Here is a 26,653-nt window from a genome sequence, read left to right on the forward strand (position 1 = left end):
GCTCGGACCGAGTCCACGGCGGGGCGCGCAACGCCTTGCCGCGTCCCTTCGATCAGGTCAGGAGCGAAGAGTTGTCCGAGCCCACCCCGCAGCCTGACCGGCGCCCGGTGCTCGACCGGGCGCTCCAGGAGTTCCTGGACGCCGGAGCCGGCCGGTCCGCCACGGAGCTGCCGGACCTCTCCGTCCTCGCCCGCGACCTCGCACCGGGTGCCGGGTCGGGCGGTTGGCCGGACGGTTGGCCGGGCGGGTGGGCGGACGAGTGGCCGGCTGACGGCGAGTTCGAGGACGAGGACGGGTTCGAGGACGACCCGTGGGGCATCGAGTCGGAGTGGCTCGCCCTGCCCTGTGAGTCCGCGGGGCGGGTGCACGTCCAGGTGACCAGACCCGTCGGCGCCGCCCGGCCCAGTCCGGTGGTGCTGTTCCTGGCCGGCCTGGGCTGGTCGCTCGGTGATGCCGACTGCTACGCCGCGCTGGTGCGGGAGTTCGCGCTGGGCACGGACGCCGCCGTCGTGTACGTGGACTACGCCCGGGCCCCGGCGGCGCGCTACCCGGTGGCCGTCGAGCAGTGTTACGCGGTGGCCCGGTGGATCCATGAGCACGGGCATGAGATCGGGCTGGCGGGGGAGCGGATCGCCGTCGTCGGGGATTCCGCGGGGGCCAACCTGGTGGCGGCGCTGACGCTGCTGGCCCGGGAGCGCGGCGAACTCCCGCTGGTCCACCAGGTGCTGCTGTACCCGGTCACCGACGCCGACTTCGACACCCCGTCCTACCAGCGCTTCGCCACCGGCTACTTCCTGCACCGCGACCACATGCGCCGGTTCTGGGACGACTACCTGCCCGAGCGGGATCGGCGGATGGAGGTGACGGCCGCGCCGTTGCGGGCGTCGCTGGAGCAACTGGCCGGGTTGCCGCCGGCGCTGGTGGTCACCGCGGAGGCCGATGTGTTGCGGGACGAGGGGGAGGCCTACGCGGCCAGGCTCCGGGCGGCCGGGGTTCCGGTGGTGGCCACGCGCTACCAGGGGGTGATGCACGGCTTCCTGCTCGTCGGCGGTCTCCATCCCACGGGCACCACCCGGGCCGCGCTGATCCAGGTCGTCGACACCGTGCACATGGCGCTGCACAGCCGACCCTGGTGAGGTGAGCGCCGGCGGCGCCGGGCGTCAGAGCCGGTCGTCCGACGGTGCGGGGCGGTCCTCGGCCCGGCCGCCCAGCGCCCGCCGGGCCTCCTCGGCGGACGGGGTGTCACCGCCGAGCCGGGCCACCTCGGCCAGCGCCGCGCGGTGGGCCACCTCGTGGGCCAGGGCCGGGTCCGTCGCGGTGTCCGGGATCACGCCGGTGCCCTCCCAGTTGCCGCCCGAGACCGGGTTGATCGAGCGGGCGGTCGGGATGGTGGCCTCCAGGTGGGGGTGGAGGGTGAAGCCCCGGCGCGGGTTGGCGCCGCCGCCGGACACCTCGCCGACCACCACGGCGCGGCCGCGCTGCTGGAGGTCGTACGCGAGCTCCTCGCCGCCCGAGAAGGTGGCCCCGCTGATCAGCACGTAGAGCGGCTTGCTGCCGCCGAACCGCGGGCCTGGCACCTGGGCGGGGCTCCAGAATTGCTGCTCGGCGTCCTCCTCGCGGTCGTAGAGGGTGTTGAGGTGCGTCGGCTCGTCGAAGAGGTGGCCGCAGATGTGGGCGGTCGTGTACGGGTGGCCGCCGACGCACTCGCGCAGGTCCAGGATCAGGGCCTCGGCCCGCGCGACCAGGGCGAGCGCGGCGTCCAGCGACCCGCCGGTCATGTCGAGCGGGAAGAGGATCGGCGCGAGCTTCAGCAGGGCGACCCCGCCCGCCAGGCGCTCGATCCGGGGCACGCCGCCCAGCGAGAGGTCGGCGGCCCTGGTCAGCTCGGCGAGGACGGCGCCGTCCTCCTTGTCCGCGGGGATCGGGTGGGGGTGGAACTTCAGCCGCAGGTGGCCGTCGGCGTTGACCGACCGGAGGTCCTCGGTGACCAGCCGGCCGAGCGTCTCGGCGTCCTCGGCCCGGTGGTAGCGGCCCTGGGACAGCGCCTCGGCGAGGCGCCCGGCGATCCGCTTGCCGACCTCGGGGAAGACGTAGAGCTCGGTGGTGAGCCGGCTCACCTCGGTGACGATCCCGGTGATCTCGGCCGACTGAAGCCCCGCCATCTGTTGCCCCCCGCTGGTGATGATCGATCAGGTCGGCACGAGTAGAGCACGCGGCTTGCGAAAGCGTCAAGAAAATTGGACGCTTTACGGGTGGAGGATCAGACCCAGGACCAGGAACTCACCATCGAGAGCCCGCAGCAGTACAAGGCGCTCTCCCACCCGCTGCGCCAGCGGCTGCTGCTGGCGCTCGGTGGGGAACCCGTCACCGTCGGCCGGCTGGCGGCGCTGCTGGACAGCCGCAAGGGCACGGTGGCGCACCACCTCAAGGTGCTCCAGGACGCCGGCGTGGTCCGCATCGTGGAGACCAGGAAGGTGCGCGGTGGCAGCGAGCACCTCTACCAGCGCACCGCCCGGCGGATCACCGTGGCCGGAGCGGACGCCGGGCCGACCACCGCGCTGCTCGGGGCGGTGGCCGAGGAGTGCGCCAAGGCCCCGCGGGAACCGCTGCTGGTGCTGCGGCACCTGCGGCTGACGGCCGACCAGGCCGAGCGCCTCGGCGCCGCGCTCCAGGCCCTGGTGGACGAGGCCGTCGAGGCCCCGCAGGGAGAGCCGGTGCACGGCGTGCTGGTGGCGCTCTACGAGCAGGGCGGCGGGCGCGGCTGACCGGTCGCCCGGACGGGCCTCCGCCGAAGACGTCGAGCGCCCTCGGCGGAGGCCCGGGTTCCGTTCGGTGCGCGGACCGAACGCAGCCGGTGCACCGTCGGAACAGGCCCGGGCCGGGCACGTTCCTAGCCTGGGGACCGACACCGAGGGGCTCCGGAGGTCCGCTCCGGTGCCGCGCGTTCCACCGGCGGCCGGCGCCGCGACCAGCAGGAGGAAGACCATGGAACAGACCGTCAGCGACAACGCGGAGAAGTCGCGCTTCGAGATCCGTGACGGCGGGGAGCTCGCCGGTTTCGCCGAGTACCACCGGTCCGGCGGCGAGATCGCCTTCATCCACACCGAGATCGACCCCCGGTTCGAAGGACGCGGCCTGGGCGGCGTGCTGGTGCGCGCGGCGCTGGACGCGGCGCGCGGGCAGGGGCTCGCCGTCCTGCCCTACTGCCCCTTCGTCCGGGGCTGGATCATCCGGCACCCCGAGTACGCCGACCTGGTCCCGGCCTCGCACCGGGCGCGCTTCGGCCTCTGAGGCGTTCGGGCGGTTCGCTGCCGCAGTTCTGCCGCCGTTCCGACGCCGCTCTGACGCATGCCGACGGGCTCGGGCCCCGGGTGGGGATCCACCCGGGGCCCGAGCCCGTCCGGCGTCGGCCGCCCGGGCGGCGGAAGCGGGCCCGTGTCCACGGCCCCGGCCGGATCGGCCGGGCGTTCGCGTCGACGACACCAGCCCGCGGCCGGCGGGAGGTTCTGCTCGCTCCGCGCCCGGGACTGTCCCGACAACGCACGACCACGGCCACCCCGGCCCGTCGCCGACGGCAGTGCGCTGCCGGGCAACTGGCGATGCGTTGCGAAGTCCGTCCGCCCCTCGCCGGTTGCCTAGGTTCGCTGGGTGGCCCGACCGGGCCGCGACCAGCCGAGGGATAGGCGAAACCCCATGCAGTTCGGGATATTCAGCGTCGGTGACGTGACGGCCGACCCGACCACGGGTCGGGAACCGAGCGAGCGCGAGCGGATCAAGGCGATCCTGGCCATCGCGCTCAAGGCCGAGGAGGTGGGCCTGGACGTCTTCGCCATGGGCGAGCACCACAACCCGCCGTTCGTCCCGTCCTCGCCGACGACCATGCTCGGGTGGATCGCCGCGAGGACCGAGCGGATCGTGCTCTCCACCGCGACCACCCTGATCACCACCAACGACCCGGTGAAGATCGCCGAGGACTACGCGATGCTCCAGCACGTCGCCGACGGCCGCGTCGACCTGATGCTCGGGCGCGGGAACACCGGCCCGGTCTACCCGTGGTTCGGCCAGGACATCCGCCAGGGCATCCCGCTCGCGGTGGAGAACTACGCGCTGCTGCGCCGGCTGTGGCGCGAGGACGTGGTGGACTGGGAGGGCCGCTTCCGCACCCCGTTGCAGGGCTTCACCGCCACCCCGCGACCGCTGGACGGCGTGCCGCCGTTCGTCTGGCACGGCTCGATCCGCAGCCCCGAGATCGCCGAGCAGGCCGCCTACTACGGCGACGGCTTCTTCCACAACAACATCTTCTGGCCGCAGGAGCACACCCGGCGGATGGTCGAGCTCTACCGCGAGCGCTACGCCCACCACGGCCACGGCACGCCCGAGCAGGCGATCGTCGGCCTCGGCGGGCAGGTGTTCATGCGCAAGAACTCCCAGGACGCGGTGCGCGAGTTCCGCCCGTACTTCGACAACGCCCCGGTGTACGGCCACGGGCCCTCGCTGGAGGAGTTCACCGAGCAGACCCCGCTGACCGTGGGCAGCCCCCAGGAGGTCATCGAGCGCACCCTCGGCTTCCGCGAGGCCGTCGGCGACTACCAGCGCCAGCTGTTCCTGATGGACCACGCCGGCCTGCCGCTGAAGACCGTGCTGGAGCAGCTCGACATCCTCGGCGAGGAGGTCGTGCCCGTGCTGCGCGAGGAGTTCGCCAAGGGCCGGCCCGCGACCGTTCCCGACGCCCCCACCCACGCCACGCTCCGGGACGCCGCCGCCACGCCCGGGGACGACGCCCCCGCCACCTCCTGACCAGGACGGAGTTCTTCCCCATGGAACCGACCTCGCCGATCACGCTGGCCGTGGTCTCGGGCGGCCTCAGCCTGCCCTCCTCCACCCGCCTGCTGGCGGACCGCCTCACCGAGGCCGCCTCCGCCGAGCTGGCCCGCTCGGGCCGTGAAGTCCTGGTGCTGGTCCACGAGTTGCGCCCGCTGGCCACCCCCATCTCGCACCACCTGCTGTCCGGCTTCCCCTCGCCGTCCCTGGGCGACGCGCTGGAGCAGGTGAGCACGGCCGACGCGCTGATCGCCGTGTCCCCGATCTTCTCCGCCTCCTACAGCGGACTGTTCAAGTCGTTCTTCGACCTGCTCGACCCCGGCGCCCTGGAGGGCAAGCCGGTGCTGATCGGCGCGACCGGCGGCACCGCGCGCCACTCGCTGGCCCTGGAGCACGCGCTGCGTCCGCTCTTCGCCTACCAGCGCGCGCTCGTCGCTCCGACCGCCGTCTTCGCGGCCTCCGAGGACTGGGGCGGTACGGGCGACAGCCGCACCGACACCCTGCCGCGGCGGATCGAACGGGCCGGGGCGGACCTCGCGGCGCTGACCCTCGCGGCCCTGGCGAATCCGCGGCGGGCCGACGGTCCGACCGTCACCCCCTCCGCGCTCGGCTTCCACTGACCCGGCGCGCACCCCCGGGGATCCGCTCCCGCCGTCACGAACCCGACGGCGGGAGCGTCCGCGTGTCCGGGCCGCCCGGTGCGGCCCCTGACCGCCGACCCTTCGACGGGGCCTCTTAACATCATTTGGCACTGTTCGACGGACGCCGACGCCCGCGAGCCCGCGTGCCCGCCGTCCGACACCGAGGAGGAACGTCCATGCAAGCCCGGAAGATCGGCGCGGTCGCCGCGTCAGCGGTGGCGGTCCTGGCTGCCCGCGACCTCGTCCAGAAGAGGCATGCGCTGCTCCGGAACTTCCCGGTGGTCGGGCACGCCCGGTACCTGCTGGAGCGGATCGGGCCGGAGCTGCGGCAGTACATCGTGACCTCCAACGAGGAGGAGCGCCCCTTCAGCCGTGACCAGCGCACCTGGATCTACGCGTCGGCGAAGGAGGAGAACAACTACTTCGGGTTCGGGACCGAGGTCGACGTCGAGCACGTCCAGGGCCACGCCTACCTGAAGCAGCGCACCTTCGCCGGCGCGCTGCCCGACACCCACGACCCGCAGGCCCCGCTGCCCTCGGCCAAGGTGCTGGGCGGGCCGCGCGGGCGCGCCAAGGCGTTCCGTCCGGCGAGCGTGGTGAACATCTCCGCGATGAGCTTCGGCTCGCTCTCCGGCGCGGCCATCACGGCGCTCAACAAGGGGGCCGCGCTGGCGGGCACGATGCACAACACCGGCGAGGGCGGCCTCTCCCCGCACCACCGCAACGGCGGCGACCTCGTCCTCCAGCTCGGCACGGCGTACTTCGGCTGCCGCAACCAGGACGGCAGCTTCAACCTGGACAAGCTGAAGGAGGTGGTCGCCGGGGCCCCGGTCAAGGCGATAGAGATCAAGCTCTCCCAGGGCGCCAAGCCCGGGCTGGGCGGGATGCTTCCGGGCGCGAAGGTGACCCCGGAGATCGCCGGGATCCGCGGCATCCCGGTCGGCGAGGACTGCGCCTCCCCGTCGCGGCACACCGCGTTCGGCGACGTCGACTCGATGCTCGACTTCGTCGAGCTGCTCGCCGCCGAGACCGGCCTGCCGGTCGGGGTGAAGAGCGCGGTGGGGGAGACGGGCTTCTGGCAGGAGCTGGCCGCCCTGATGGCGCGCGGTGACCGCGGGGTCGACTTCGTGACGATCGACGGCGGCGAGGGCGGCACCGGGGCGGCGCCGCGGACGTTCGCCGACTCGGTGTCGCTGCCGTTCCGGATGGGCTTCTCCCGGGTCTACGGCACCTTCGCCGAGCTGGGGCTGACCGACGACCTGACCTTCATCGGCTCGGGCAAGCTCGGGCTGCCCGAGAACGCCGCGGTGGCCTTCGCCCTCGGCGCCGACATGATCAACGTGGCCCGTGAGGCGATGCTGTCGATCGGCTGCATCCAGGCGCAGAAGTGCCACACCGACAAGTGCCCCACCGGCATCGCCACCCAGAACCCGTGGCTGGCCCGCGGCATCGACCCGGCGTCCAAGGCCGACCGGACCGCCAACTACCTGCGCACCCTGCGCAAGGAGCTGCTGAAGGTCTCGTCGGCCGTCGGCGTCGCCCACCCCGGGCTGATCACCGCCGACGACATCGAGATCCTCAACGGCGACTACGAGGCCCGCACCCTGGCCGGGGTCTACGGCTACAAGGACGGCTGGGGCGAGCTCGGCCCGCAGCTCGCCGAGGAGATCACGGCGCTGATGACCGCCCCGCGGACCGTCTGACGCGTCGACGGAGTCACAGCCGCGGCCCGTGGTGGCCGGCCTCCAGGGCGCCCGCACCGACACGGATCGGTGCGGGCGCCCTGTCGTGACCGCCGGAAGCATCCGGGGAAATTGGTCCAGACCTCAAATGGTCCAGACCTATTGACGTGCCTTGCCGCCCCTCCTACGATCCGGTCCGGCACTGCTCCGCACATCCCCCCACTTCACCCAGAGCCGGGCGTCACGCCCCCACGCGTCGGTCATGTCCATGACGCTCGGCGGAAAGGGAGCACAGCATGTTTCGTCGGAGGTCACGCACGCCGCGCCCGTCGGGCGGGAGCGAGCCGCTCGGAACGCCCCGGCCGCGGCGGGCGGCCGTGGAGCGCGCGACGCGGGTGGACCGGACCGGCCGCGCCCGGCCCGGGTCGACCGTCCTGCACCGAGCCCTCGCCGGGGTGAGCGCCGCCGCCGTCATCGGGGCCGGCCTCGCCGTGGCCGGCACCGTCACGGCCGGGGCCGCCACCCCCAACCTGGTGGCCAACCCCGGCTTCGAGAACGGGCTCTCCGGCTGGACCTGCTCCGGCGGCACCGCCGCGACCGTCGGCAGCCCGGTCCACTCCGGTGCCGCCGCGCTCCAGGCCACGCCGACCGGCCAGGACACCGCCCAGTGCAGCCAGACCGTCAGCGTGCAGCCCAACTCCCAGTACACGCTGAGCGCCTACGTCCAGGGCAGCTACGTCTACCTGGGCGCCACCGGCAGCGGCGGCGACCCGTCCACCTGGACGGCGGGCAACGCCTCGTACGGCCAGCTCAGCGTGGGCTTCACCACCGGGGCGAACACCACCTCGGTGACCGTCTACCTGCACGGGTGGTACGGGCAGCCCGCGTTCTACGCGGACGACGTGTCGCTCACCGGCCCCGGCGGCAGCAGCCCCTCGCCGACCGCCACCACGCCGACGACCCCGCCGCCGACCAGCACCCCGCCGACCACGCCGCCTCCCACCAGCACCCCGCCGACCACGCCGCCGCCCACCACCACCCCGCCGGGCGACACCTGCCCCACGAAGCCCAAGCCCTCGGGCAAGGTCCTCCAGGGGTACTGGGAGAACTGGGACGGCGCCTCCAACGGCGTCCACCCCGGCATGGGCTGGGTGCCCATCACGGACAGCCGGATGGCCGCGCACGGCTACAACGTCATCAACGCCGCCTTCCCGGTGATCCTCTCGGACGGCACCGTGCTGTGGCAGGACGGCATGGACACCAACGTCAAGGTCTCGACCCCCGCCGAGATGTGCCAGGCCAAGGCGGCCGGGGCGACGATCCTGATGTCGATCGGCGGCGCCGCCGCGGGCATCGACCTGAGCTCCGGCACCGTCGCCGACAAGTTCGTCGCGACCGTCGTCCCGATCCTCAAGAAGTACAACTTCGACGGCATCGACATCGACATCGAGACCGGCCTGTCCGGCAGCGGCGACATCAACACGCTGTCCGCCTCCCAGGCCAACCTGATCCGCATCATCGACGGCGTGCTGGCCCAGATGCCCGCCGGCTTCGGCCTGACGATGGCCCCCGAGACCGCGTACGTCACCGGCGGGAGCGTCAACTACGGCTCGATCTGGGGCGCCTACCTGCCGATCGTCAAGAAGTACGCCGACAACGGCCGGTTGTGGTGGCTGAACATGCAGTACTACAACGGCAGCATGTACGGCTGCTCCGGCGACTCCTACCAGGCCGGCACCGTCCAGGGCTTCACCGCGCAGACCACCTGCCTGAACAACGGCCTGACGATCCAGGGCACCACCGTCAAGGTGCCCTACGACAAGCAGGTGCCCGGCCTGCCGGCCCAGCCCGGCGCGGGCGGCGGCTACATGGACCCGGGCCTGGTCGGCCAGTCGTGGAACGCCTTCAGCGGCTCGCTGAAGGGGCTCATGACCTGGTCGATCAACTGGGACGGCTCGAAGGGCTGGAGCTTCGGCGACAACGTCAAGCGGCTCCAGGGCCGTTGACGTCCCGCTGACGGGCCGCTGGGATCCCCGTCGAGATCCCGCCGAGATCCGCTGAGACCCACTGAGACCCACTGAGACCCACTGAAGTCCCGCGCCCCGGTGCACCGTTCCCGGCGCGGCCCCGGTCCCCGACCGGAGCCGCGCCCGGCCCGGAGCCCGGGGCGGTCGGCTCCCGGCCCGTGGTCAGATGGTGGCGGTGTCGATGACGAAGCGGTAGCGGACGTCGCTGGTGAGGACGCGCTCGTAGGCGTCGTTGATCTGCTCGGCGCCGATCAGTTCGATCTCGGCCGCCACACCGTGCTCGGCGCAGAAGTCCAGCATCTCCTGGGTCTCGGCGATGCCGCCGATGCCCGAGCTGCTCATGCTGCGGCGGTTGCCGTACACCGACCGGAGGTCGACCTGCAGCGGCTCCTCCGGGAGGCCGAGGTTGACCATGGCGCCGTCGGTGCGCAGCAGCGAGAAGTAGGCGGCGACGTCCAGCGGCGCGGAGACGGTGTTGAGGACGAGGTCGAAGGTGCCGGCCAGCTCCCGGAAGGTCGCCGGGTCGCCGGTGGCGCGGTAGTGGTCGGCGCCCAGCCGCAGGCCGTCGTCCTTCTTGCGCAGGGACTGGGAGAGCACGGTGACCTCGGCGCCGAGCGCGTGGGCGATCTGCACGCCCATGTGGCCGAGCCCGCCGAGGCCGACGACGGCGACCTTCCGGCCGGGGCCGGCGTTCCAGTGCCGCAGCGGGGAGTAGGTGGTGATGCCCGCGCACATCAGCGGGGCGGCCCTGTCCAGCGGCAGCGCGTCGGGGATGCGGACGACGTAGTTCTCGTCGACGACCACGTTCTTCGCGTAGCCGCCGTACGTGGGCAGGCCGTCCTTGCCGACGGCGTTGTACGTCCACACCGGGCCGTCGGCACAGTACTGCTCCAGGCCGGCCCGGCAGTTGTCGCAGACGCGGCAGGAGTCGACCATGCAGCCGACGCCGACCCGGTCGCCGACGGCGTACCTCGTGACGCCGGGGCCGACCTCGGCGACGACGCCGGCGATCTCGTGCCCGGGCACCATGGGGAAGGTGGCCTCGCCCCAGCCCTCGCGGGCCTGGTGGATGTCGGAGTGGCAGATGCCGACGAAGGCGATGTCGATCAGCACGTCGTGCTCGCCGACCGCGCGGCGCTCGATGGTCGTGCGCTCCAGCGGGGCCTTGGAGGCCGGTACGGCGTAGGCGGCGACGGTGGTGGTCATGGGAGTGTGTCCCTCTCTGCGGATGCGGATGCGGATGGAGCCGCGGCCGGGTCCGGGGTGGCGGCCGGGCCCGGTCACGGGCGGGCGGTGGCCGGGTGCCGCACGGGAGGCCCGACGGCTGCCGTGGCGAGTACGGCGACACCGTAGCCGAGGACGGTGGCGAACAAGGGCGGGTCCGTCCCGCCGCGCGGGTCGCGGGCCCGCCGGTTGTTCGGCGTTTTGTTCAATGACCGAGGGCCGAACCAGAACAACCCCGGTGCGCTACACCGGTAGCGCACGTCACACCCGTGCCGTGTGTGACACGGGACCTTGAGCCGCACCAGCGCCGAACGCCGGGAGAGTCCACCAGATGACGACGCTCTGCATCGCGAACAGCCGAACCGAGGAGATGGTCGGGGACCTCACCGGGATGACGCCGCGGGAGCGGCTCTTCTCCGGGTGCGCGGCACAGCGGATGCTCTGGTGGGCCGAGGACGGCGACGTCCTGGTGCTGCCCTGCGGCCCCGACCCGGAGTTCCTGGCGTACGTCACCGGGCTGACCGGCGTGCGGGCCGACACCCTGACCTTCGTGGTGCCGCCGCCCGGGGCCCAGGGCGACCAGGTGCTCACCACCGACCGCCTGGCCGACCCGGGCTTGCGCGCCGAGCTGCGCCGCGTCCTGGACGGGCGCACCGTCGACGAGGTGCTGGCCATCTCGCCGAACGGCGCGGTCGCCGAGCTGGCGGACGCGCTCGGCGTGGCCCACGCCATGCCCGGCTGGTCCTTCGCCGCCCAGGGCGGCAACGCCCTGGTCAACAGCAAGGCGGGGTTCCGGGCGCTGGCCGCCGGCGCCGGGGTGCCGATCCCGCCCGGGCTGGTGGCGGGCACGCCCGTGGAGGTGGAGGCCGCGATCGAGCGGCTGCTGGCGCGCGGGCACAGCGTGATGGTGAAGGTCGAGTACCAGGGAGGCGGCCTCGGCAACGAGATCCTCGCCCGGGACGAGAAGGTGGAGGCGGTCGGTGCCGAGCGGGTGGTGCCGCTGCCGGACCGGGCGGCGGTCGCCGGGTACGTCGCCGAGCGGTGGACCTGGCTGACCGGTGGGCGCGGCCAACGGGTGGTGGTGGAGCGCTACTTCGCCGACTCCGTGCCGCTGTACGCCCAGTTCCTGATCGAGGACGCGGCCGTGTCGCTGGCCGGCTGCGGCGAGATGCTGATGCGGCCGGTGGTGGTCGGGGAGATCACCCCGCCGGTCACTCCGGCCCCGGAGGTGCTGGCCGGACTCGTGGACCAGGGCGCCCGGCTGTGCGAGGTGCTGCGGGTGATCGGCTACCGGGGCACGGTCAGCGCGGACGCCGTCCTGACCCCCGAGGGCGAGATCTACTTCCACGAGACCAACGCGCGGCTCACCGGCTCCAGCCACCTGCTCGACATCTTCTTCGGCCGCCTGCTGCGCGCGGAGCACCGCGGCTCGCGCCACATCCTGGAGCTCGGCGGCCTGCGGGCGCCGTCCCTCGCCGAGGCCGTGGCGGCCACCGGCGCGGCCGGGCTGGCCTTCGACCGGGTGGCCGGCACCGGCGTGCTGTTCAGCAGCGACTTCGGGCCCGCCGACGGCTCGCTGATGTACTGCGTGATCGCCGGGACCCCGGAGGCCGTCCGCGCCCTGGAGGCCGCGCTGCTCGCGCTGTTCGCCGGATGAGGCCCGAACGGACCCCGGACCCGACGGAGGAGATCGACGGGATGAACGAGAAGGACGAGAAGGACGAGAAGGACGAGAAGGACGAGGTGACCGTGGACGGGAGCGGGATGCGCGCGCTGGTGATCCACCGCTACGGCGGGCCGGAGGAACTCCGCGTCGAGACGGTGCCGGAGCCGCAGGCCGGACCCGGCCGGGTGCTGGTCGACGTCACCCTGGCCGGGCTCAACTACGCCGACCTGGAGTGCCGCACCGGCGAGTACCTGCGCTTCCCGCTGCCGGCGGTGCTCGGCGTCGACGTGGTCGGGCGGCGCCGCGAGGACGGCCGGAGGGTCGTCGCGCTGCTGCGCACCGGAGGCGGGTACGCCGAGGTGGCCGTCCCCGAGGCGGCGCACACCGTGGAGGTGCCGGACGACGTGGCCGACGAGCAGGCGCTCGGGCTGCTGGAGCAGGGGGCGACGGCCTACGGCGCGCTGACCCTGGCGGGCCGGCTGCGGCCGGGCGAGGCCGTCGCGGTGACCGCGGCCGCGGGCGGGGTCGGCCACCTGGCGGTGCAACTGGCCAGGGAACTGGGCGCGGGCCGGGTGGTCGGCCTGGCCTCCACCCCGCAGAAGCGGGAGTTCGTGCGCTCGCTGGGGGCCGACACCGTGCTCGACCCGGCGGACCCGGACCTGGCCGAACGGCTCGCGGAGTCGGGCGGGTTGGACCTGTTCCTCGACTCGGTCGGCGGCCCGGTGCTGCGCGCCGGGCTGGCCGCGCTGGCCCCCTTCGGTCGGCTGGTGTCGGTCGGGGCGCGGGAGGGGGTCGAGGACCGCTTCACGATGGGCGAGCTGACCGAGCGCTCGGCGGGGGCCCAGGGCTTCTGGCTCAAGCACGTCCTGACGGACCGGAAGCTGTTCGAGGACGTCGCCGGCCACATGTTCCGGCTCGCCGCCGAGGGACGGCTGGTGGCGCGGATCGACCGGACGGTGCCGCTGTCCGGGGTGGCCGGGGCGCACCGGGCGATGGCCGCGCGGGAGACCGTCGGCAAGGTGCTGGTGGACGTCCGCCGCGAGGACTGAGCGGCGTGCCGGGGAGGCGGGCCGACCGGCCCGCCTCCCCGGTTCGTGCGTCAGTACCCCGCGACCTCGTCCAGGCCGTGGCCGCGCAGCGGGACGAGGAAGCTGCGTTCGAACACCACCACGGTCTCGCCGGTGGACTTCGTCCCGGTGGTGCGGCAGCGCACGATGCCCTGCCCGGCGCGGCTCTTGGAGAGCCGCTTGGCGAGGGTCTCGGTCTCCGCGTAGAGGGTGTCGCCGGCGAACACCGGGTGGGTCATCCGGATGTTCTCCCAGCCCAGGTTGGCGATGGTGCGCCCGCTCGTCGAACGGGCGGTCATCCCGCCGACGATGCTCAGCGTCACCAGGCTGGAGACGATCGGCTTCCCCCACGGGGTGTGCGCGCTGTAGGCGGCGTCGATGTGCAGCGGGGCGTCGTTCATGCTCAGCATGCTCATCAGCACGTTGTCGAGCTCGGTGACGGTCCGCCCGGGGCGGTGCTCGACCACCTCGCCGACCTCGAACTCCTCGTAGTAGCGCCCGACCACCTCGCGGTAGCGGCGCTCGCCGATCCGCCGGTAGCCGGCGGGTTCGGTTGTGTCCATCGCGGCTGCTCCCAGGTCCTAGAGGTCTGCGGTGAGTTCCTTGACGTGGCCGGCGAAGTCGCGGATCATCCGCTCGTCCATGTCGGCGCGCATCATCAGCCGCAGCCCGGCCTCGCCCTTGGGCACGATCGGGAAGAACACCGCCGAGCTGTAGTAGCCGCGCTCGAAGAGCTGGGCGGACAGCTTGACCGCGCGCTCGGCGTCCCCGACGTCGACCCGGCGCACCGGCAGGCCGTTGCCCGCGAAGGTGGTCGGCAGCAGCTCGTCGAAGAGCTCGATGTTGCGGGTCAGCTTGGCCTGGAGGTCGGCCAGTTCGGGGGAGCGGTGGATGGCCGCGCTGGCCAGCGAGGCGCCGACCAGCGGCAGCGGGATGTTCTGCGACCAGCCGACCGGGCCGGCGTGCCGGTGCAGGAACTCGAACTGCTCGCGGTTGCCGAGCATCGCGACACCGCCGCTGGTGCCGAAGCCCTTGCCGAGGCTCGCGGTGATCACCGTCAGCGGGTTCATCTCCAGCCGGGAGCGGACGTAGCCCTCACCGCGCTCGCCCGTGATGGACAGCGAGTGGGAGTCGTCGATGTAGAGGAACAGCCCGTACCGGTCCTGGAGTTCGAGCAGTCCGTCGAGGGCCGCCGTGCCGCCCATCGAGTACGCGCCGTCGGCCACGTAGGCGACCCGCGGGTACTTGCGGCAGATGTCCTCCAGGTAGTTCAGGTCGTTGTGCGGACAGGTCAGCACCAGCGACTCGTCCGCGCAGATCGGCTTCGCGTAGGCCATGCAGAAGTGGCAGAAGCGGTCGAAGACCATGACCCGTGGCCCGCCGCCGCCCTGACAGGTGCCGTCCAGGTGACCGGAGGCGATCAGCGGCAGGATGCCGGCGGTGAGCGAGGTACAGGACGCCCCCGGCAGGATGTGGGCGCCGAACAGTTCGCCCAGCTCCTCCTCCAGCCGGACCAGCAGGTTGTGCCGGATCCGGGTGGTGGAGACGACCAGCGAGGTGCTGCGGGACTCGGTCAGCGCGTCCACCGCGCCGGCCAGCAGCGCGGGGTGGTTGTTCAGGCCCAGGTACGAGCAGGAGACCATGTTGGCGAACTCGTGGCCGGTCTCCCGGACGATCAACCGGTTGTTCGACTCCGAGTCCGCCGTGATGCCGATCAGGCCGTTGGCGGCGGCCGCCTGCCAGACCGGGTCGGCGCTGGCCAGCATGGCCTCGGCGTTGCGGTACCGGCGCGGGCCGAGGATGGATTCTTCGGTCATCGTCACTTCTCCGTCGAGTGGTTCGGGGTGTCGGTGGGCGCGTGGCCCCGTGGGTGCTGTCGTGGGTGGTGCTGGGGGTGGGGGGAGACCTCGGGCCGGGGCGGGTCGAACTGCTCGATCAGCCGCTGCGAGGCCTCGAAGAACGGCATGCCGACCATCACCCCGTCCACCACGGTGACCGAGCGGCCGTTCTCCAGGCCCGCCGCGACCACCCGGCGGGCACGTTCCAGCAGCTCCTCGCCCGGGCTGAACACCTCGTTGATCAGACCGAGCTGGCGCGGATGGACGGCGATCTTGCCGCTGAACCCGAAGTCCCGGGCGAGCCCGGCCTCCCGGCGCAGCCCGGCGAGGTCGGTGACCTCGAAGAACGGGGCGTCCATCGCCTCCACCCCGGCGGCGCGGGCGCTGTTCACCACCCGGCCGCGGGCGTGGGTCAGGGCCTCCCAGGAGAGCCGGGCGCCGACCGCGAAGGCGTAGTCGGCCGAGCCGAAGACCAGTCCGCGCAGCCGGTGCCCGGCGGCCGCGATGGCGGGCGCGTGCTCGATGCCCAGCGGGGTCTCCACGACGGCCAGGAACTCCGTCTCCGGGCAGTCCGAGGCGAGCGCGCCGGCGGCGATCTCGATGTCCCGGGCGGACTCCGCCATCGGGATCAGCACCAGGTCCGGCTTGACCCGGTACCGGGTGATGGCGATCAGGTCGCGCAGACCCTCCGGTCCGGAGAGGGTGTTGATGCGCACCGCGCTGCGCGCGAGCTTGGTGGACGGGAGGGTGAAGAACTCCTCGGCGAGCCGACGGGCCTCCTCCTTTCGGGCGGGTGGGACCGAATCCTCCAGGTCGACCATGGCGATGTCGGCCCCGGACTGATGGCTCTTGGCGTACCGCTCCACCGCCATCGCGGGTGTCGACAGGAGGGAACGGCAGTACCGCGTGAACTTCATGGATATCTCCGAAGTCAGCGAAGGCTGCGGGTTCCGGTTCTATCCCACCGGCTTTGTTCGGCGCCGTGCGGCTGGACATTGAACACCAACTCGGAACAACCGACCCGCACGCACCATTGTTTGACGCCGACGGTCCTGTGCATGATGAATCAACGGGGGGGATGGACACGAGGCACGCGCGGCGCGTGTGGCACGTGTGGCACGCGAGGTTTTCAGGACACCGCTTCAACGGAGAAGGGGGCCGTAGTGCCGCGTCGGGAAAGTCCACTTGACCCCGGGGACGGGCCGCTGCTGCGCTTCGCGGGTGATCTGCGGGCCCTCAGGGAGCGCGCCGGGGGTCTGCCGTACCGTCAACTGGCTCTCCGCGCCCACTGCTCGGCGGCCAGCCTCTCGGTGGCCGCGGGAGGACGGCGGCTGCCCAGTCTGGCGGTCACCCTCGCCTATGTGCAGGCCTGCGGCGGGGACGTGCGGGAGTGGCAGCACCGCTGGCAGCTGCTCGCCGCCGAGCTGGCCGCCGAGACCGCCGCCCGGCGGCGCGCCCAGGACGTCGGACGGGCCCCCTACCCGGGCGCGGCCGCGTTCGAGGCCGTCGACGCCGAGCGGTTCTTCGGTCGGGAGGCGCTGCTGGGGCGGCTGATCGCCCTGCTGACCGAACGGCGGCTGGTGATCGTCTCCGGGCCGTCGGGAGCGGGCAAGTCCTCGCTGGTCAGAGCCGGGTTACTGGCCCGGCTCGGCGGGGTTCCGGCCGCCGGTGCGGATCCCGGGAGACCGGCGGCCGGGGGTGGGGCACAGCGGCCCCCGGCCGACGACGGTGCCCCGGTGGCGCTGCTGACCCCCGGTGAGCGGCCGATGGAGGCGTACGCGCTGGCCCTCGCCCGGCTCGGGCGGCGAGCCGGGGACACGGCGCGCGGCGCGGCGGGAGCGACGGCCGGGGACCCGGTGCTGGTGGTGGACCAGGGCGAGCAACTGCTCACCCGCTGCCGGGACGCCGCCGAGCGGGCGCGCTTCCTGGACGCGCTGGTGGCGACCGCCACCGGCGGTCCGGGCGAGACGCCGGACGGGCTGCCGCCGGCGGCGCCGGCCCGCTGCCGGGTGGTGCTGGTGCTCCGCTCGGACCAGTGCGGGCCGTTGCTCGCCGAGCACCCGGCGCTGGCCGAGGCGGCCGGTCGGCACGGGATGCTGCCGGTGGGGCGTCCGGCGCCGGACGAGCTGCGGCGGGCGATCACCGAGCCGGCGGCACGGTCCGGCTGTACCGTCGAGGGCGCCCTGCTGGCCGTCCTCATCTCGACCGCCGCGCAGCAGCCGGGCGCGCTCCCGCTGGTGTCCGCGGCGCTGCTGGAGACCTGGCGGCGGCGCAGCGGCAACGCGCTCACCCTGGCCGGGTTCCAGGCCACCGGAGGCTTCGAGGGCGCGCTGGCCCGGACGGCGGAGACGCTGTACAACGGACTGGACGCCTCCGACCAGGCGCGAGCGCGGTCGGTGTTCCTTCGGCTCGGCGGGGAGTTGGTCGGTGCCGGCGAGGAGGCCGCCGGTGGCGTGCCGGGCCCGGCCGAGGGGCTGGAGCCCGGCGGCGGGCCGGTGTCGGGCGGCGCCCTGGTGCCGGGCGGCGACGAGGGAACCCGCAAGCCGGTCCGGCGGGCCGAGTTCGACGACCCGGGGGTTCCGGAGGTGGTGGAACGGCTGGTCCGGGCACGGCTCGTGGTGGTGGACCGGGACACCGTCGAGCTGTCCCACCAGGCGCTGCCGCAGGCCTGGCCCAGGCTGCGCGGCTGGTTGGCGGAGGGGCGTGAGGCGCTGGGGGAGCAGCGCAGGCTCTCGGTGGCGGCCCGGGGCTGGGCGGCCTCCGACCGGGATCCGGAACTGCTGTGCAGGGGCGGCCGGTTGGAGCAGCTGATGCGGCGGGTGGCGGCCGGGGAGCTGGCCACGGCCGGGGTCGAGCGGGCCTTCCTGGCGGCCTCGGTCAGGGCGGCCGTCGCCGACCGGCGCCGGGCGCAGCGGCAGAACCTGGCGGTGGCCGGGGTCGCCGCGGCGGGCGGGGCGCTGCTGGCCCTGGCTGGCGGGAACCGGATCCGCCGGGCCTGGCGGTGGTGAGCGCGGTGGTGAGCGCGGGGCCGGGGCCTTCGCCCGGGCGCTCGTCCGGGGCTTCGTCCAGGGCTTCGTCCGGGGCGGCCGCGGGGCCTTCGGGCCGGCCCTCGCGCCGACCGGCTTCGGGGGGCGTGACACGGGTATTGATCAGCGTCGGAACAACAGGAGTCGAACAACGGGCGAGGCGCGCTCAGGTGCGTCGCGACGGCCCTTTCGGTGTCGATCACGGTCCTTGCGCGGCCGTGGTGGTCCGGGTAGCTTGACAGTCGATCCCGGCCCTTCGAAAGGCGAATTCGCCTGCCAGGCCGGTGAATTCCCGTACGCCGCGGTCGGCCGGAGCCGGCCCGGCGATTAATCCGTCCAGCGACGCGGTTCGAGGCCGTGCGGTTGCGAGCCGTCACGTGCGCCGTGTCGTCCACGATTCCCCAAAACCCGTGTCAAGGGAGAGCCATGTCCGATTCGGCCCGTCCGGTCCACAGCTGGGACGAGTTCAGCACACTGCGGGAGATCGTGGTCGGGACCGCCGTCGGCGCCCGGCTGCCCGAGCAGAGCGAGCCGTCCTCCTGGCTGTCCTGCTTCCCGAAGACCAGTGCCGCCGACCTCGCCTCGATCGAGGCCGGCCCCTACCCGCGGCAGGTCGTGGAGGAGACCGAGGAGGACCTGGACGCGCTGGTGGCCACCCTGCGCGGCCTCGGCGTCACCGTCCACCGGCCCGAGGCGGTCGACCACGCGGCCGGTTTCTCCTCCCCGCTCTGGGAGGCCGACGGCGGCTTCCACTCCTACTGCCCGCGGGACCTCACCCTGGTGGTCGGCGAGACGCTGATCGAGGTGGCGAGCCCGATGCGGCAGCGCTACTTCGAGGTCTTCGGGCTGCGCGGCCTCTTCCAGGACTACCTGCGCCGCGGTGCGCGCTGGCTGGCCGCTCCCCGGCCGCGACTGGGCGACGAACTCTTCGAGTTCGACGCGGACGGGCTGCCGCTGCTCGGCGAGGCCGAGCCGGTCTTCGACGCCGCGAACGTGCTGCGACTCGGCCGGGACGTGTTCTACCAGGTCTCCCGCAGCGGCAACGAACTCGGCCTGCGGTGGCTGGAGTCCACCCTCGGTCTGCTCGGCGACGGCGGCCTGCGGCTGCACCCGCTGCGCGACGTCTACGGCTACACCCACATCGACAGCACCATCGCGCTGCTGCGGCCGGGGCTGGTGCTGCTCAACCCCGAGCGGATCGGCCCGGACACCGTCCCGGAGCCGCTGAAGGGCTGGGACGTCCTGTGGTGCCCGCCGGCCGAGCCCTCCGGCGACACCCCCGAGCACGCGCTCAGCGAGAGCTGGATCAGCATGAACCTGCTGATGGTCTCCCCGGACACGGCGATCGTCGAGTCCGGCCAGGAAGGCCTGATCAAGGTGCTGGAGCACGCCGGGATCACCGTCCTGCCGCACCGACTGCGGCACTCCCGGGTGCTCGGCGGCGGGTTCCACTGCGTCACCCTGGACATCCGGCGCGACGGCGGGCCGGAGGACTACCTGTCCTGACCGGCGCGGGCGAGGGGGCCCGCCGCCCTCGCACCCGGGGCAGGGTCCCGATCGGGCCGCGTCCGGCTGACAGTGCCGCGTGGCAGAGTTCGCCCCATGAACATCGCTACCACGTTGCACAGTTGGGACGAGTCCGTGGCTCTCTTCGAGCGCCGCGGCCTGCCCGTCTCCTCGTACGAGAACCTCTACGAGGAGTCGTACGACGTCCACTCCGGTGCCCTGTCGATCGACGGGCACCTCGACCTCGACGCCACCGAGCCGTACGGCACCGGCTACGTCGTGGACGGCGACCTCGACGTCAGCGGCGCCGTCCTCAACCTCGACGACGGCTGTCCCGCGCTGATCGTGCTCGGAGACCTGCGGGCGGCCGCCGTCTACCTGGAGGGGGACGCCAAGCTGCTGGTCCGCGGCAGCGTCCACGTGGAGGCCTTCGTCGGCAACATGACCGACAAGCTGGTCATGCTCCACGGGGACCTGCACGCCCGGGTCACCGTGCTGTCCGCCGGATTCGAGCCCGATCTGGTCGAGGGCACCCTGCACGGCCCCGTCCTGGCGCCCGCCTACCTCGCCTCCGGCTACCCGGCGTCGGTCGGTGCCGAGGCGGTGCTGGTGCCCGAGGTCCTGTGCTCCGGCGCCGACGACGACCCCGACGGCCAGGGCGTGTTCGACACCCCCGGAGTCCACGGTGGCCGCCTGCGGAGCCGCATCGAGGCGGGCCTGCCCGTGACGCAGGCCGGCGGGCTTCCCGGCCGGTGAGCGGGATTTCGGGAGCGACCACCCCTCGCCGTGGCGCAGACTGGGGCGAGTACTTTTTCACACCGGAGGATGGATTCTCATGGCTGACCGGCCCCTGACGCTGATGGCGGTGCACGCCCACCCCGACGACGAGGCCACCGGGACGGGGGGTGTCCTCGCCCGGTACGCGGCGGAGGGCGTCCGCACGGTCCTCGTCACGTGTACGGACGGCCGCTGCGGTGACGGACCGGGAGGGGTCAAGCCGGGCGAGCCCGGGCACGACCCGAAGGCCGTCGCCGCGATGCGCCGACAGGAACTGGAGGCCAGCTGCGAGGTGCTGAAGGTCACTCACCTGGAGCTGCTGGAGTACGCCGACTCCGGGATGATGGGCTGGGCGAGCAACGACGAGCCCGGGTCGTTCTGGCGCACGCCGGTGGAGGAGGGCGCCGCCCGTCTCGCCGAACTGATGCGGCGGTACCGGCCCGACGTGGTCGTCACGTACGACGAGAACGGGTTCTACGGCCACCCCGACCACATCCAGGCCCACCGCATCACGATGGCGGCGCTGGAGCTGGTCGAGGAGCCGGCGTCGAAGGTCTACTGGACGACGGCGCCGCGCTCGGCGATGCAGCGCTTCGGCGAGGTCATGCGGGAGTTCGGCGGGGACTGGGAGGAGCCGGACCCGGCGGAGGCGGCCGAGACGCCCGACATGTCGGAGATCGGCCTGCCGGACGAGGAGATCACCACCTGGGTGGACACCACCGCGTTCGGCGGCCGGAAGTTCGACGCCCTGGCCGCGCACGCCAGCCAGGGCGAGAACATCTTCTTCCTGAAGATGGGGAAGGAACGGTTCACCGAACTGATGGGCGTGGAGACCTTCGTGCGGGTCAAGGACACCACCGGCGCGGCCGTCCCCGAGAACGACCTCTTCGCCGGCCTGCGCTGACCCCGGAGCAGCGGTGTGCCGGCTGCGAGGTGTGGGCCTCGCAGCCGGCACGGCGTGGACGTGGTGTCCGTGGGCGCATCCCGTCAGAGCGCCGCCAGGGCGATCGGGGCCACCGTCTTGAGCACCTTGAACGCGGTGTCCCAGAAGGCGTCGGCCTCGACGCCGGGGGAAGCACCCAGGGCGCCGCCGGCGCGGCCGCTGCGGTCGATCGACGGGGCGAGCGTCGGGAGCTGCGGGGTGGGGGTCCATGCCCGGTACTCCTCGCGGACGTCTTCCATGGTCATGGTCGCTCTTCCCTTCGTGGATGGTGGTTGCTCAACGTCGCCCCGTCACCGAAGATGACCGGACTGGTGCGCAACCTCCAGCGGATGTGACGGCGCGAATCGTCGGACGCACCCCTAGAGCGAGCGCAGGACGGAGAGCAGCAGGTCGACCTCCTCCGGGCTGTTGTAGACGTGCAGGCTCACCCGCACCGAGCTCTCGCTCTCGCCGGCCCGCGCCTGGCAGTGGCCGTCGCAGCGCACCATCAGGCCATGGCTGGCGAGGACGAAGCCCAGGTCGTTGGAGCCGATCCCGCGGTGCCGGAAGGTGACGATGCCCTCGCGCTGTTGGACCGTGGAGTCCGCGGCCAGGCTCGACTGGCAGCCGAGCACCTCGTACGGGTCCAGGGTCCGCAGCCCGTCGGTGAGCCGGGCGGCCAGGGCGGTGTTCCACCGCCGGATGCGGTCCGGCCCGGCGGCGTCGAGCCAGTCCAGGGCGGCCTCCAAGCCGGCGATCCCGCTGGTGTTGGGTGTGCCGCTCCAGCCGCCGGGGGCGAAGGCCGGGCCCCGGGTGTTGCGGGCCCAGACCGCGCCGGTGCCGGGCAGGGCCATCGCCTTGTGCCCGGAGAAGACCACGAAGTCCACGTCCAGCGCGGTGACGTCGACCGGCAGGTGGCCGACGCTCTGCGCGGCGTCCAGGCAGATCGGCACCCCGGGCCCGACCGCGGCCCGGATGCGGTGCACGTTCATGTCGCCGCCGTACACGTGGTGCACATGGGTGGCGGCGACGAACGCCGTTCGCCCGGTGACGAGTTCGGCCAGCGCGTGGTGGTCGTAGTCGTGCGAGGCCGGGTCGTACGGCAGCTCGTGCACCGTGATCCGCACGCCCTGGCGGGCCAGCAGCCGCTGCGCCTCCAGCCAGGGCAGGGCGTTCGCCTGGTGGTCGGCGAACGGCACGATGATCTCGTCGCCGTCCCGCAGGTGGTGGGGGAGCCAGTCCAGGGCCACCGCGCGCAGCCCCTCGGTGGCGCCGCTGACGAAGTGGACGCCGGAGCGCTGCTGCGGGGCCGGGTCGCCCAGGAAGCGGGCGACCCGGGTGCGGGTGCGCTCCACCAGCGCGGTGGTGGCGTTGGCCCAGGTGTACGTCCCGCGGCCGGCGTTGGCGTTGCCGGTGGTCAGGTAGCGCTGGACGGTGTCGAGCACCGCCCGGGGCTTCTGCGAGGTGGCCGCGCTGTCCAGGTACGCCTGCTCGGGGTTGCCGGTGATGATGGGGAACTGGGCCCGCAACCCGCGGTGCCAGTCGCGGAGTTCGTTGAGGGTGGTCATGGTCGCCTCCGCTCAGTCCCGGACCAGCGGCGCGCCCGCGTCGCGCCAGGCGATGACGCCGCCGGCCAGGCTGCGCGCGTCCCGGTGTCCCATGCGGGTGAGCAGCGCCGCGTACGTGGCCGACTTCTCGCCGACCGGGCAGGCCAGCAGCACCGGCTGGTGGGTGCCGAACGGCAGGCCGCCGTGCAGGAGTTCGTCGAACAGCTCGTCGACGATGTTGATCGAGCCCTCGATGTGCAGCGCCGCGTAGGCGAAGGGGCCGCGCAGGTCGACCACCAGCGGGCGCTCCTCGGCGATCCACTTCCGCGCGGCGTCGACGTCGACGACCCGGGCGGCGGCCAGCTCGGCGGGGGTCACCGTGCCCACCGAGTTCGGCCGGGCCGGCTGGTTGAACAGTTCGGGACGCCGCCGGCGGATGTAGCTCAGGTAGCTCTCCACCCGGTCGCAGACGATGAAGACGGCGGTGTGCCGCTCGCCCGTCCCCCGCTGCGCCAGTTCGGCGTCCACGGTGCGCAGGTGGCGCAGCGCGCCGAAGAAGGCGCCGCCGCCGGTCGGGCCGGCCGGCAGGCCGCAGCGGCGCACCAGGGTGAGCATGCCGTCGATGGCCTGGTCGGCGGTCACGGTGGCGATGGAGTCGTAGGTGGCCGGGTCGAACAGCCCGACCTCGTGCACCTCGTCGATGGTGCGGATGCCCGGGATGAAGTCGGACTTGTGGGCGACGAGTCCGACCACCTCGACGCTCGGGTCGTGGGCGCGCAGCACGGCGGCGACGCCGGTGGACGAGCCGGCGGTGCCGACGCAGGCGATGAAGTGCTCCGGGGCGCGGCCGTCGAGGTCCCGGACGATCTCGGGGCCGGTGCCGGTGAGGTGGGCGTCGAGGTTGAGCCGGCTGTAGTACTGGTCGGTGTGGAGGTAGCCGGAGCCGGTCTCGGAGAGCATCCGGTGGATGCGGGTGAGCGGGTCGTCGGTGTCGGTCGGGTCGAGGCACTCGGTGCGGCCGGGCAGCTCCTCGATCTCCGCGCCCAGCAGCAGGAGCAGGTCCTTGATCTCGGGGACCTTCATCCGGTTGGTGACGCTCCTGAACGGCAGTCCGTGCATGCCGGCGATCAGCGCGAGCGCCTTGGCGGTGTTGCCGCTGGACAGTTCCACGATGGTATCGCCGCGCTCGACGGCGCCGGGGAGGGCCTCGCGGGTCATGTTCCAGGCGGCGCGGTCCTTGACCGAGCCGAACGGGTTGAGCAGCTCCAGCTTGGCGTACAGGTCGACGTGCCGCAGGCCGGTGACCGCCGGGTCGATCCGGACCAGCGGGGTGTTGCCGATCGCGTCGGTGATGCTGTCGTACCTCATGCGTCTCCGTCCCCCCGGGGTCCTGCGGCCGCCACGTCGACGGGCCAGTACTGCTCGTCCAGTCGCCACCGCCAGGCGCCGTCCTGCCGGTACGCGGCGACCTTGCGCGCGACGGGCTGGCGCAGCGCCTCGCCGGCGCCGAAGTCCATCAGGTAGCCCGCGGTGTTGGCGAAGGCGAGCAGGTCGCCGGGGGCGGGGAGGCGGGGCAGGAAGACCGTCCGGCGGGTGATCAGGTCGGTCTCCAGGCAGAGGTTGCCGATCAGGTGGACCCCGACCGGCTCCTCGGGCGGGCCGCCGGGCGCGGTCGGGGTGCCGGGGCGGGGGATCAGCAGCGGGTCCATCAGCACCCCGTGCTCCTCCAGGCCCACGTCCCGCGCGTTCATCTCCAGCCGCACCAGGCACGCGCCGGCCGGTGTGTGCCGGACCTCCAGGACGCGGGCGAGTGTCGCCCCGCACTGGTCGGCCAGCGCCCGGCCGGGCTCCACCGCCAGGTCGTACAGGTTCTCCAGCAGCAGGGTGCCGAGCGGCCGTCCGAGGGTGGGCGCGGGGTGGGAGAGCAGCTCGTCCAGGTAGGCCTCGGCGGCCACCGGGCGGTGCGCCGGGTAGAGGCCGAGGGCGCCGCGCAGCCGGCCGGACTCGGCGCGCAGCCCGTAGCCGTGGCCCTGCCAGGTGAGCGGGGGCCGCCGGCCCAGGACGGCGTCGGCGAGCTCGGTGGTGTACCGCTCCCACTGGGCGGCGTCGGCCAGGTAGTTGACCCCGAAGCCGCCGCCGATGTCGATGGTGCGGGGGTGCAGGCCGCGGCGGCGGCACTCGTTCATCACCGTGACGCAGGTTTCCAGGGCGACGGCCTTCTCGGCGATGCCGGTGGTGTCCAGGTGGTAGGCGACGCCGGTGGTCTCGACGGCGTCGCGGTGGCGTTCCAGCGCGTCGAGCAGCTCGTCCAGTTCGGCGACGTCGGTGCCGAACCGGCTCGGCCGGGTGAGCACGGTGACGCCCGGCGCCCGGAAGCCGGACAGCCGCGGCATGACGCGCACCGGGGGCAGGGCGTGCTTGCGCACCAGGTCGGCCAGCTCGTCGAGTTCGGCGCGGGAGTCCAGGTGGACGGTGACGCCGGTGCGGGCCGCCAGCCAGAGGTACTCGCGGTTCTTCGGCCCGGTCGCCATGATCCGGTCGGGTGCGCAGCCGGCCCCGAGCCCGTGCTGGAGTTCGGCGAGCGAGGCGACGTCCAGTCCGGCGTCGGTGGCGGCGAGCCGGCGGACGAGGGCGCTGGAGCGGTTCGCCTTGTGGGCGAAGTGGATCCGGCCGGTGAGGTGGTGCTTGCGGTAGACGGCCTGGAAGCGGGCCAGGTTGTCCGCGAGCTGTTCGGGCAGGAGCAGGTTGAGGGGGGAGCCCAGGGCGTCGGTCAGCGTGTGCAGGAGGTCGCGTTCCTGCAGGAGGGATCGGAGCGGGGCCTCCAGTCGTGGTTCGAGATACAGCGGTAAGGGCCGCATGCGAAACCAGCTCTCCCTGAGAAGTCGGCGTGCGGGGGCCGCAGCCGCCGACAGGCTGCCCCGTGTCGGCCCTCGTCCCCCCGGTGGTCCGCGCGTCGGTGTGGCGCGCGGGCGGTCGGACACCCGCGCGCGGCTCCCACCGCGGAGGCGTCGGCGACCTCGGGCAACGGTAACCCTTTCCCTGGGTGATCGACAGGGCGCTTTCTGTCACGCCATCGCAAAGACTGTGCCGATCCGGAACCCGCCCTTCCCGTCAGGGTCCTGAGCAGGGGTCAGCGCAGCGCGACCAGCACGGAGCTGGTGCCGTACTGCCACACCGGTCCGGCCTGGCGGAAGCCCGCCTCCCGCAGCAGTTCGCCGTGCCGGGCCGCCGACAGGTCGTTGCCGGTGCCGTCGGTCGGGGGCAGCTGTCGCTCGCGGGCCGTCAGCAGGTCGGCGAACTCGGGGACCCGCCCGGCCGCGGCCCACCACTGGGACCAGTCCTCGGCGGCGCCGGTGCCCTTGCGCTGGGCGTGGCGGCGGCCGATCGCGTGGGCGAGTTCGGCGAGCGGCCGGTCCTCGGGGATGAGGTGGTCGCCGTTGACCAGGACGCCGCCGGGCCGCAGCACGCCGGCGAGGTCGCGGTAGATCCCGAGCAGGGCGTCCGGCGGCGGGTAGTGCAGCGCGGTGGTGGACACCACGGCGTCCAGCGGGCGGTCGAGGCCGAGTTCGTCGATCCAGCCGGGCCGGCCGATCAGGGTCTCGACCCAGCGCGCGATCTCGGGGTGTCGGGCGCGGCCGAGGGCGAGCAGCAGCGGGTCGATGTCGACGGCGAGGATCTCGGCGTGCGGCAGGCGGGCCGCGACCCGTGCCGACAGTGAGCCGGGGCCGCTGCCGAGGTCCGCGACGAGCGGCCGCCGGCGGCGGCCGACGGTCTGTTCCAGGACGTCGGTGATGACGGTGAACCGCTCCTCGCGCTCCACCGCGTACCGCTCCTGCTGGCGCTCCCAGCGGTCCACCCAGGCGCCGGCCAGGGCGGCGTCCACTCGCATCCCGACTCCCGCCGTGTCCG

At 73.3% G+C, this 26,653-nt stretch carries 23 protein-coding genes and 1 pseudogene; 14 read left to right on the top strand and 10 right to left on the bottom strand.

Going from position 1 to position 26,653, the window contains the following annotated elements; genetic code table 11:
• The first annotated feature begins 71 nt into the window (after positions 1-71).
• Positions 72-1,136: an alpha/beta hydrolase gene (locus ACIQ87_RS08970; RefSeq protein WP_402403717.1), complete on the top strand. Its 1,065-nt coding sequence runs from the start codon at positions 72-74 to the stop codon at positions 1,134-1,136.
• A gap of 24 nt (positions 1,137-1,160) precedes the next feature.
• Here the strand turns inward: ACIQ87_RS08970 and ACIQ87_RS08975 are convergent, their stop codons facing one another.
• A complete protein-coding gene (locus ACIQ87_RS08975; RefSeq protein WP_402403720.1) occupies positions 1,161-2,162 on the bottom strand; it encodes a S41 family peptidase in 1,002 nt (333 codons plus the stop codon).
• Positions 2,163-2,252: 90 nt separating this feature from the next.
• On the opposite strand from ACIQ87_RS08975, the gene ACIQ87_RS08980 reads away from it, so the two are divergent.
• The 7 genes and pseudogenes from ACIQ87_RS08980 to ACIQ87_RS09010 all read left to right on the top strand — a co-directional run bounded on the left by ACIQ87_RS08980 (position 2,253) and on the right by ACIQ87_RS09010 (position 9,150).
• Positions 2,253-2,765, top strand: a complete 513-nt coding sequence (locus tag ACIQ87_RS08980) for an ArsR/SmtB family transcription factor (RefSeq protein ID WP_402403722.1) — start codon at positions 2,253-2,255, stop codon at positions 2,763-2,765.
• Positions 2,766-2,985: 220 nt separating this feature from the next.
• Positions 2,986-3,291 (top strand): GNAT family N-acetyltransferase, encoded by a 306-nt coding sequence (locus ACIQ87_RS08985; protein ID WP_402403725.1) that lies wholly within the window; start codon positions 2,986-2,988, stop codon positions 3,289-3,291.
• A gap of 402 nt (positions 3,292-3,693) precedes the next feature.
• Positions 3,694-4,797 (top strand): LLM class flavin-dependent oxidoreductase, encoded by a 1,104-nt coding sequence (locus ACIQ87_RS08990; protein ID WP_402403728.1) that lies wholly within the window; start codon positions 3,694-3,696, stop codon positions 4,795-4,797.
• Positions 4,798-4,817: 20 nt separating this feature from the next.
• On the top strand, positions 4,818-5,441 hold the full coding sequence (locus ACIQ87_RS08995) for a CE1759 family FMN reductase (RefSeq protein WP_402403731.1): 624 nt from the start codon (positions 4,818-4,820) through the stop codon (positions 5,439-5,441).
• Positions 5,442-5,638: 197 nt separating this feature from the next.
• Complete coding sequence (locus ACIQ87_RS09000; RefSeq protein WP_402403734.1) at positions 5,639-7,165, top strand: FMN-binding glutamate synthase family protein; 1,527 nt, start codon at positions 5,639-5,641, stop codon at positions 7,163-7,165.
• Between the two features lie 275 nt (positions 7,166-7,440).
• A pseudogene (locus ACIQ87_RS09005) lies at positions 7,441-8,004 on the top strand (carbohydrate binding domain-containing protein); the annotation flags it as partial.
• Between the two features lie 42 nt (positions 8,005-8,046).
• Positions 8,047-9,150 carry a chitinase gene (locus tag ACIQ87_RS09010; protein ID WP_402403860.1) on the top strand — a complete coding sequence of 368 codons (1,104 nt, stop codon included), beginning with the start codon at positions 8,047-8,049 and terminating at the stop codon, positions 9,148-9,150.
• A 183-nt stretch (positions 9,151-9,333) separates the two neighbouring features.
• Here ACIQ87_RS09010 and ACIQ87_RS09015 read toward each other — a convergent pair whose 3' ends face one another.
• The gene (locus tag ACIQ87_RS09015) at positions 9,334-10,377 is read right to left on the bottom strand and encodes an NAD(P)-dependent alcohol dehydrogenase (protein ID WP_402403737.1); all 1,044 of its coding nucleotides are present in this window, start codon (positions 10,375-10,377) and stop codon (positions 9,334-9,336) included.
• A 349-nt stretch (positions 10,378-10,726) separates the two neighbouring features.
• On the opposite strand from ACIQ87_RS09015, the gene ACIQ87_RS09020 reads away from it, so the two are divergent.
• Together ACIQ87_RS09020 and ACIQ87_RS09025 are read left to right on the top strand one after the other, a co-directional pair.
• Entirely contained in the window at positions 10,727-12,052 is a 1,326-nt protein-coding gene (locus ACIQ87_RS09020; RefSeq protein WP_402403739.1) for a peptide ligase PGM1-related protein, read from the top strand.
• Between the two features lie 41 nt (positions 12,053-12,093).
• The gene (locus tag ACIQ87_RS09025; protein ID WP_402403742.1) at positions 12,094-13,110 is read left to right on the top strand and encodes a zinc-binding alcohol dehydrogenase family protein; all 1,017 of its coding nucleotides are present in this window, start codon (positions 12,094-12,096) and stop codon (positions 13,108-13,110) included.
• 50 nt (positions 13,111-13,160) lie between these two features.
• Here the strand turns inward: ACIQ87_RS09025 and ACIQ87_RS09030 are convergent, their stop codons facing one another.
• Genes ACIQ87_RS09030 through ACIQ87_RS09040 form a run of 3 tightly spaced genes read right to left on the bottom strand, consistent with a single transcriptional unit; the run spans position 13,161 to position 15,883 of the window.
• Positions 13,161-13,691 (bottom strand): MaoC family dehydratase, encoded by a 531-nt coding sequence (locus tag ACIQ87_RS09030; RefSeq protein WP_402403745.1) that lies wholly within the window; start codon positions 13,689-13,691, stop codon positions 13,161-13,163.
• A gap of 18 nt (positions 13,692-13,709) precedes the next feature.
• Entirely contained in the window at positions 13,710-14,945 is a 1,236-nt protein-coding gene (locus ACIQ87_RS09035) for an aminotransferase class I/II-fold pyridoxal phosphate-dependent enzyme (protein WP_402403747.1), read from the bottom strand.
• A 2-nt stretch (positions 14,946-14,947) separates the two neighbouring features.
• Complete coding sequence (locus ACIQ87_RS09040; protein ID WP_402403749.1) at positions 14,948-15,883, bottom strand: HpcH/HpaI aldolase/citrate lyase family protein; 936 nt, start codon at positions 15,881-15,883, stop codon at positions 14,948-14,950.
• Positions 15,884-16,129: 246 nt separating this feature from the next.
• Here ACIQ87_RS09040 and ACIQ87_RS09045 point away from each other — a divergent pair, with 246 nt between their 5' ends.
• The 4 genes from ACIQ87_RS09045 (at position 16,130) to ACIQ87_RS09060 (ending at position 21,179) form a co-directional block, all read left to right on the top strand.
• Positions 16,130-17,974, top strand: a complete 1,845-nt coding sequence (locus ACIQ87_RS09045; RefSeq protein WP_402403751.1) for a hypothetical protein — start codon at positions 16,130-16,132, stop codon at positions 17,972-17,974.
• A gap of 444 nt (positions 17,975-18,418) precedes the next feature.
• Positions 18,419-19,498, top strand: a complete 1,080-nt coding sequence (locus ACIQ87_RS09050; protein ID WP_402403754.1) for an inosamine-phosphate amidinotransferase 1 — start codon at positions 18,419-18,421, stop codon at positions 19,496-19,498.
• A gap of 96 nt (positions 19,499-19,594) precedes the next feature.
• On the top strand, positions 19,595-20,254 hold the full coding sequence (locus tag ACIQ87_RS09055; protein WP_402403757.1) for a hypothetical protein: 660 nt from the start codon (positions 19,595-19,597) through the stop codon (positions 20,252-20,254).
• Positions 20,255-20,333: 79 nt separating this feature from the next.
• Complete coding sequence (locus tag ACIQ87_RS09060) at positions 20,334-21,179, top strand: PIG-L family deacetylase (RefSeq protein WP_402403760.1); 846 nt, start codon at positions 20,334-20,336, stop codon at positions 21,177-21,179.
• An 83-nt stretch (positions 21,180-21,262) separates the two neighbouring features.
• Here the strand turns inward: ACIQ87_RS09060 and ACIQ87_RS09065 are convergent, their stop codons facing one another.
• The 5 genes from ACIQ87_RS09065 to ACIQ87_RS09085 form a co-directional block, all read right to left on the bottom strand.
• Positions 21,263-21,463 carry a hypothetical protein gene (locus ACIQ87_RS09065; protein WP_402403762.1) on the bottom strand — a complete coding sequence of 67 codons (201 nt, stop codon included), beginning with the start codon at positions 21,461-21,463 and terminating at the stop codon, positions 21,263-21,265.
• 114 nt (positions 21,464-21,577) lie between these two features.
• Positions 21,578-22,765, bottom strand: a complete 1,188-nt coding sequence (locus tag ACIQ87_RS09070; RefSeq protein WP_402403765.1) for an aminotransferase class V-fold PLP-dependent enzyme — start codon at positions 22,763-22,765, stop codon at positions 21,578-21,580.
• A gap of 12 nt (positions 22,766-22,777) precedes the next feature.
• Positions 22,778-24,112 carry a pyridoxal-phosphate dependent enzyme gene (locus ACIQ87_RS09075; RefSeq protein WP_402403767.1) on the bottom strand — a complete coding sequence of 445 codons (1,335 nt, stop codon included), beginning with the start codon at positions 24,110-24,112 and terminating at the stop codon, positions 22,778-22,780.
• Positions 24,109-25,602, bottom strand: coding sequence for a Y4yA family PLP-dependent enzyme (locus tag ACIQ87_RS09080; protein ID WP_402403770.1), 1,494 nt, complete (start codon positions 25,600-25,602; stop codon positions 24,109-24,111). The genes ACIQ87_RS09075 and ACIQ87_RS09080 overlap by 4 nt, the downstream gene beginning before the upstream one ends.
• Positions 25,603-25,874: 272 nt before the next feature.
• Entirely contained in the window at positions 25,875-26,633 is a 759-nt protein-coding gene (locus tag ACIQ87_RS09085) for a class I SAM-dependent methyltransferase (RefSeq protein WP_402403772.1), read from the bottom strand.
• Positions 26,634-26,653: the final 20 nt, after the last annotated feature.

Source organism: Kitasatospora sp. NPDC096204 (genome assembly GCF_044763205.1).
GTDB lineage: Bacteria > Actinomycetota > Actinomycetes > Streptomycetales > Streptomycetaceae > Kitasatospora.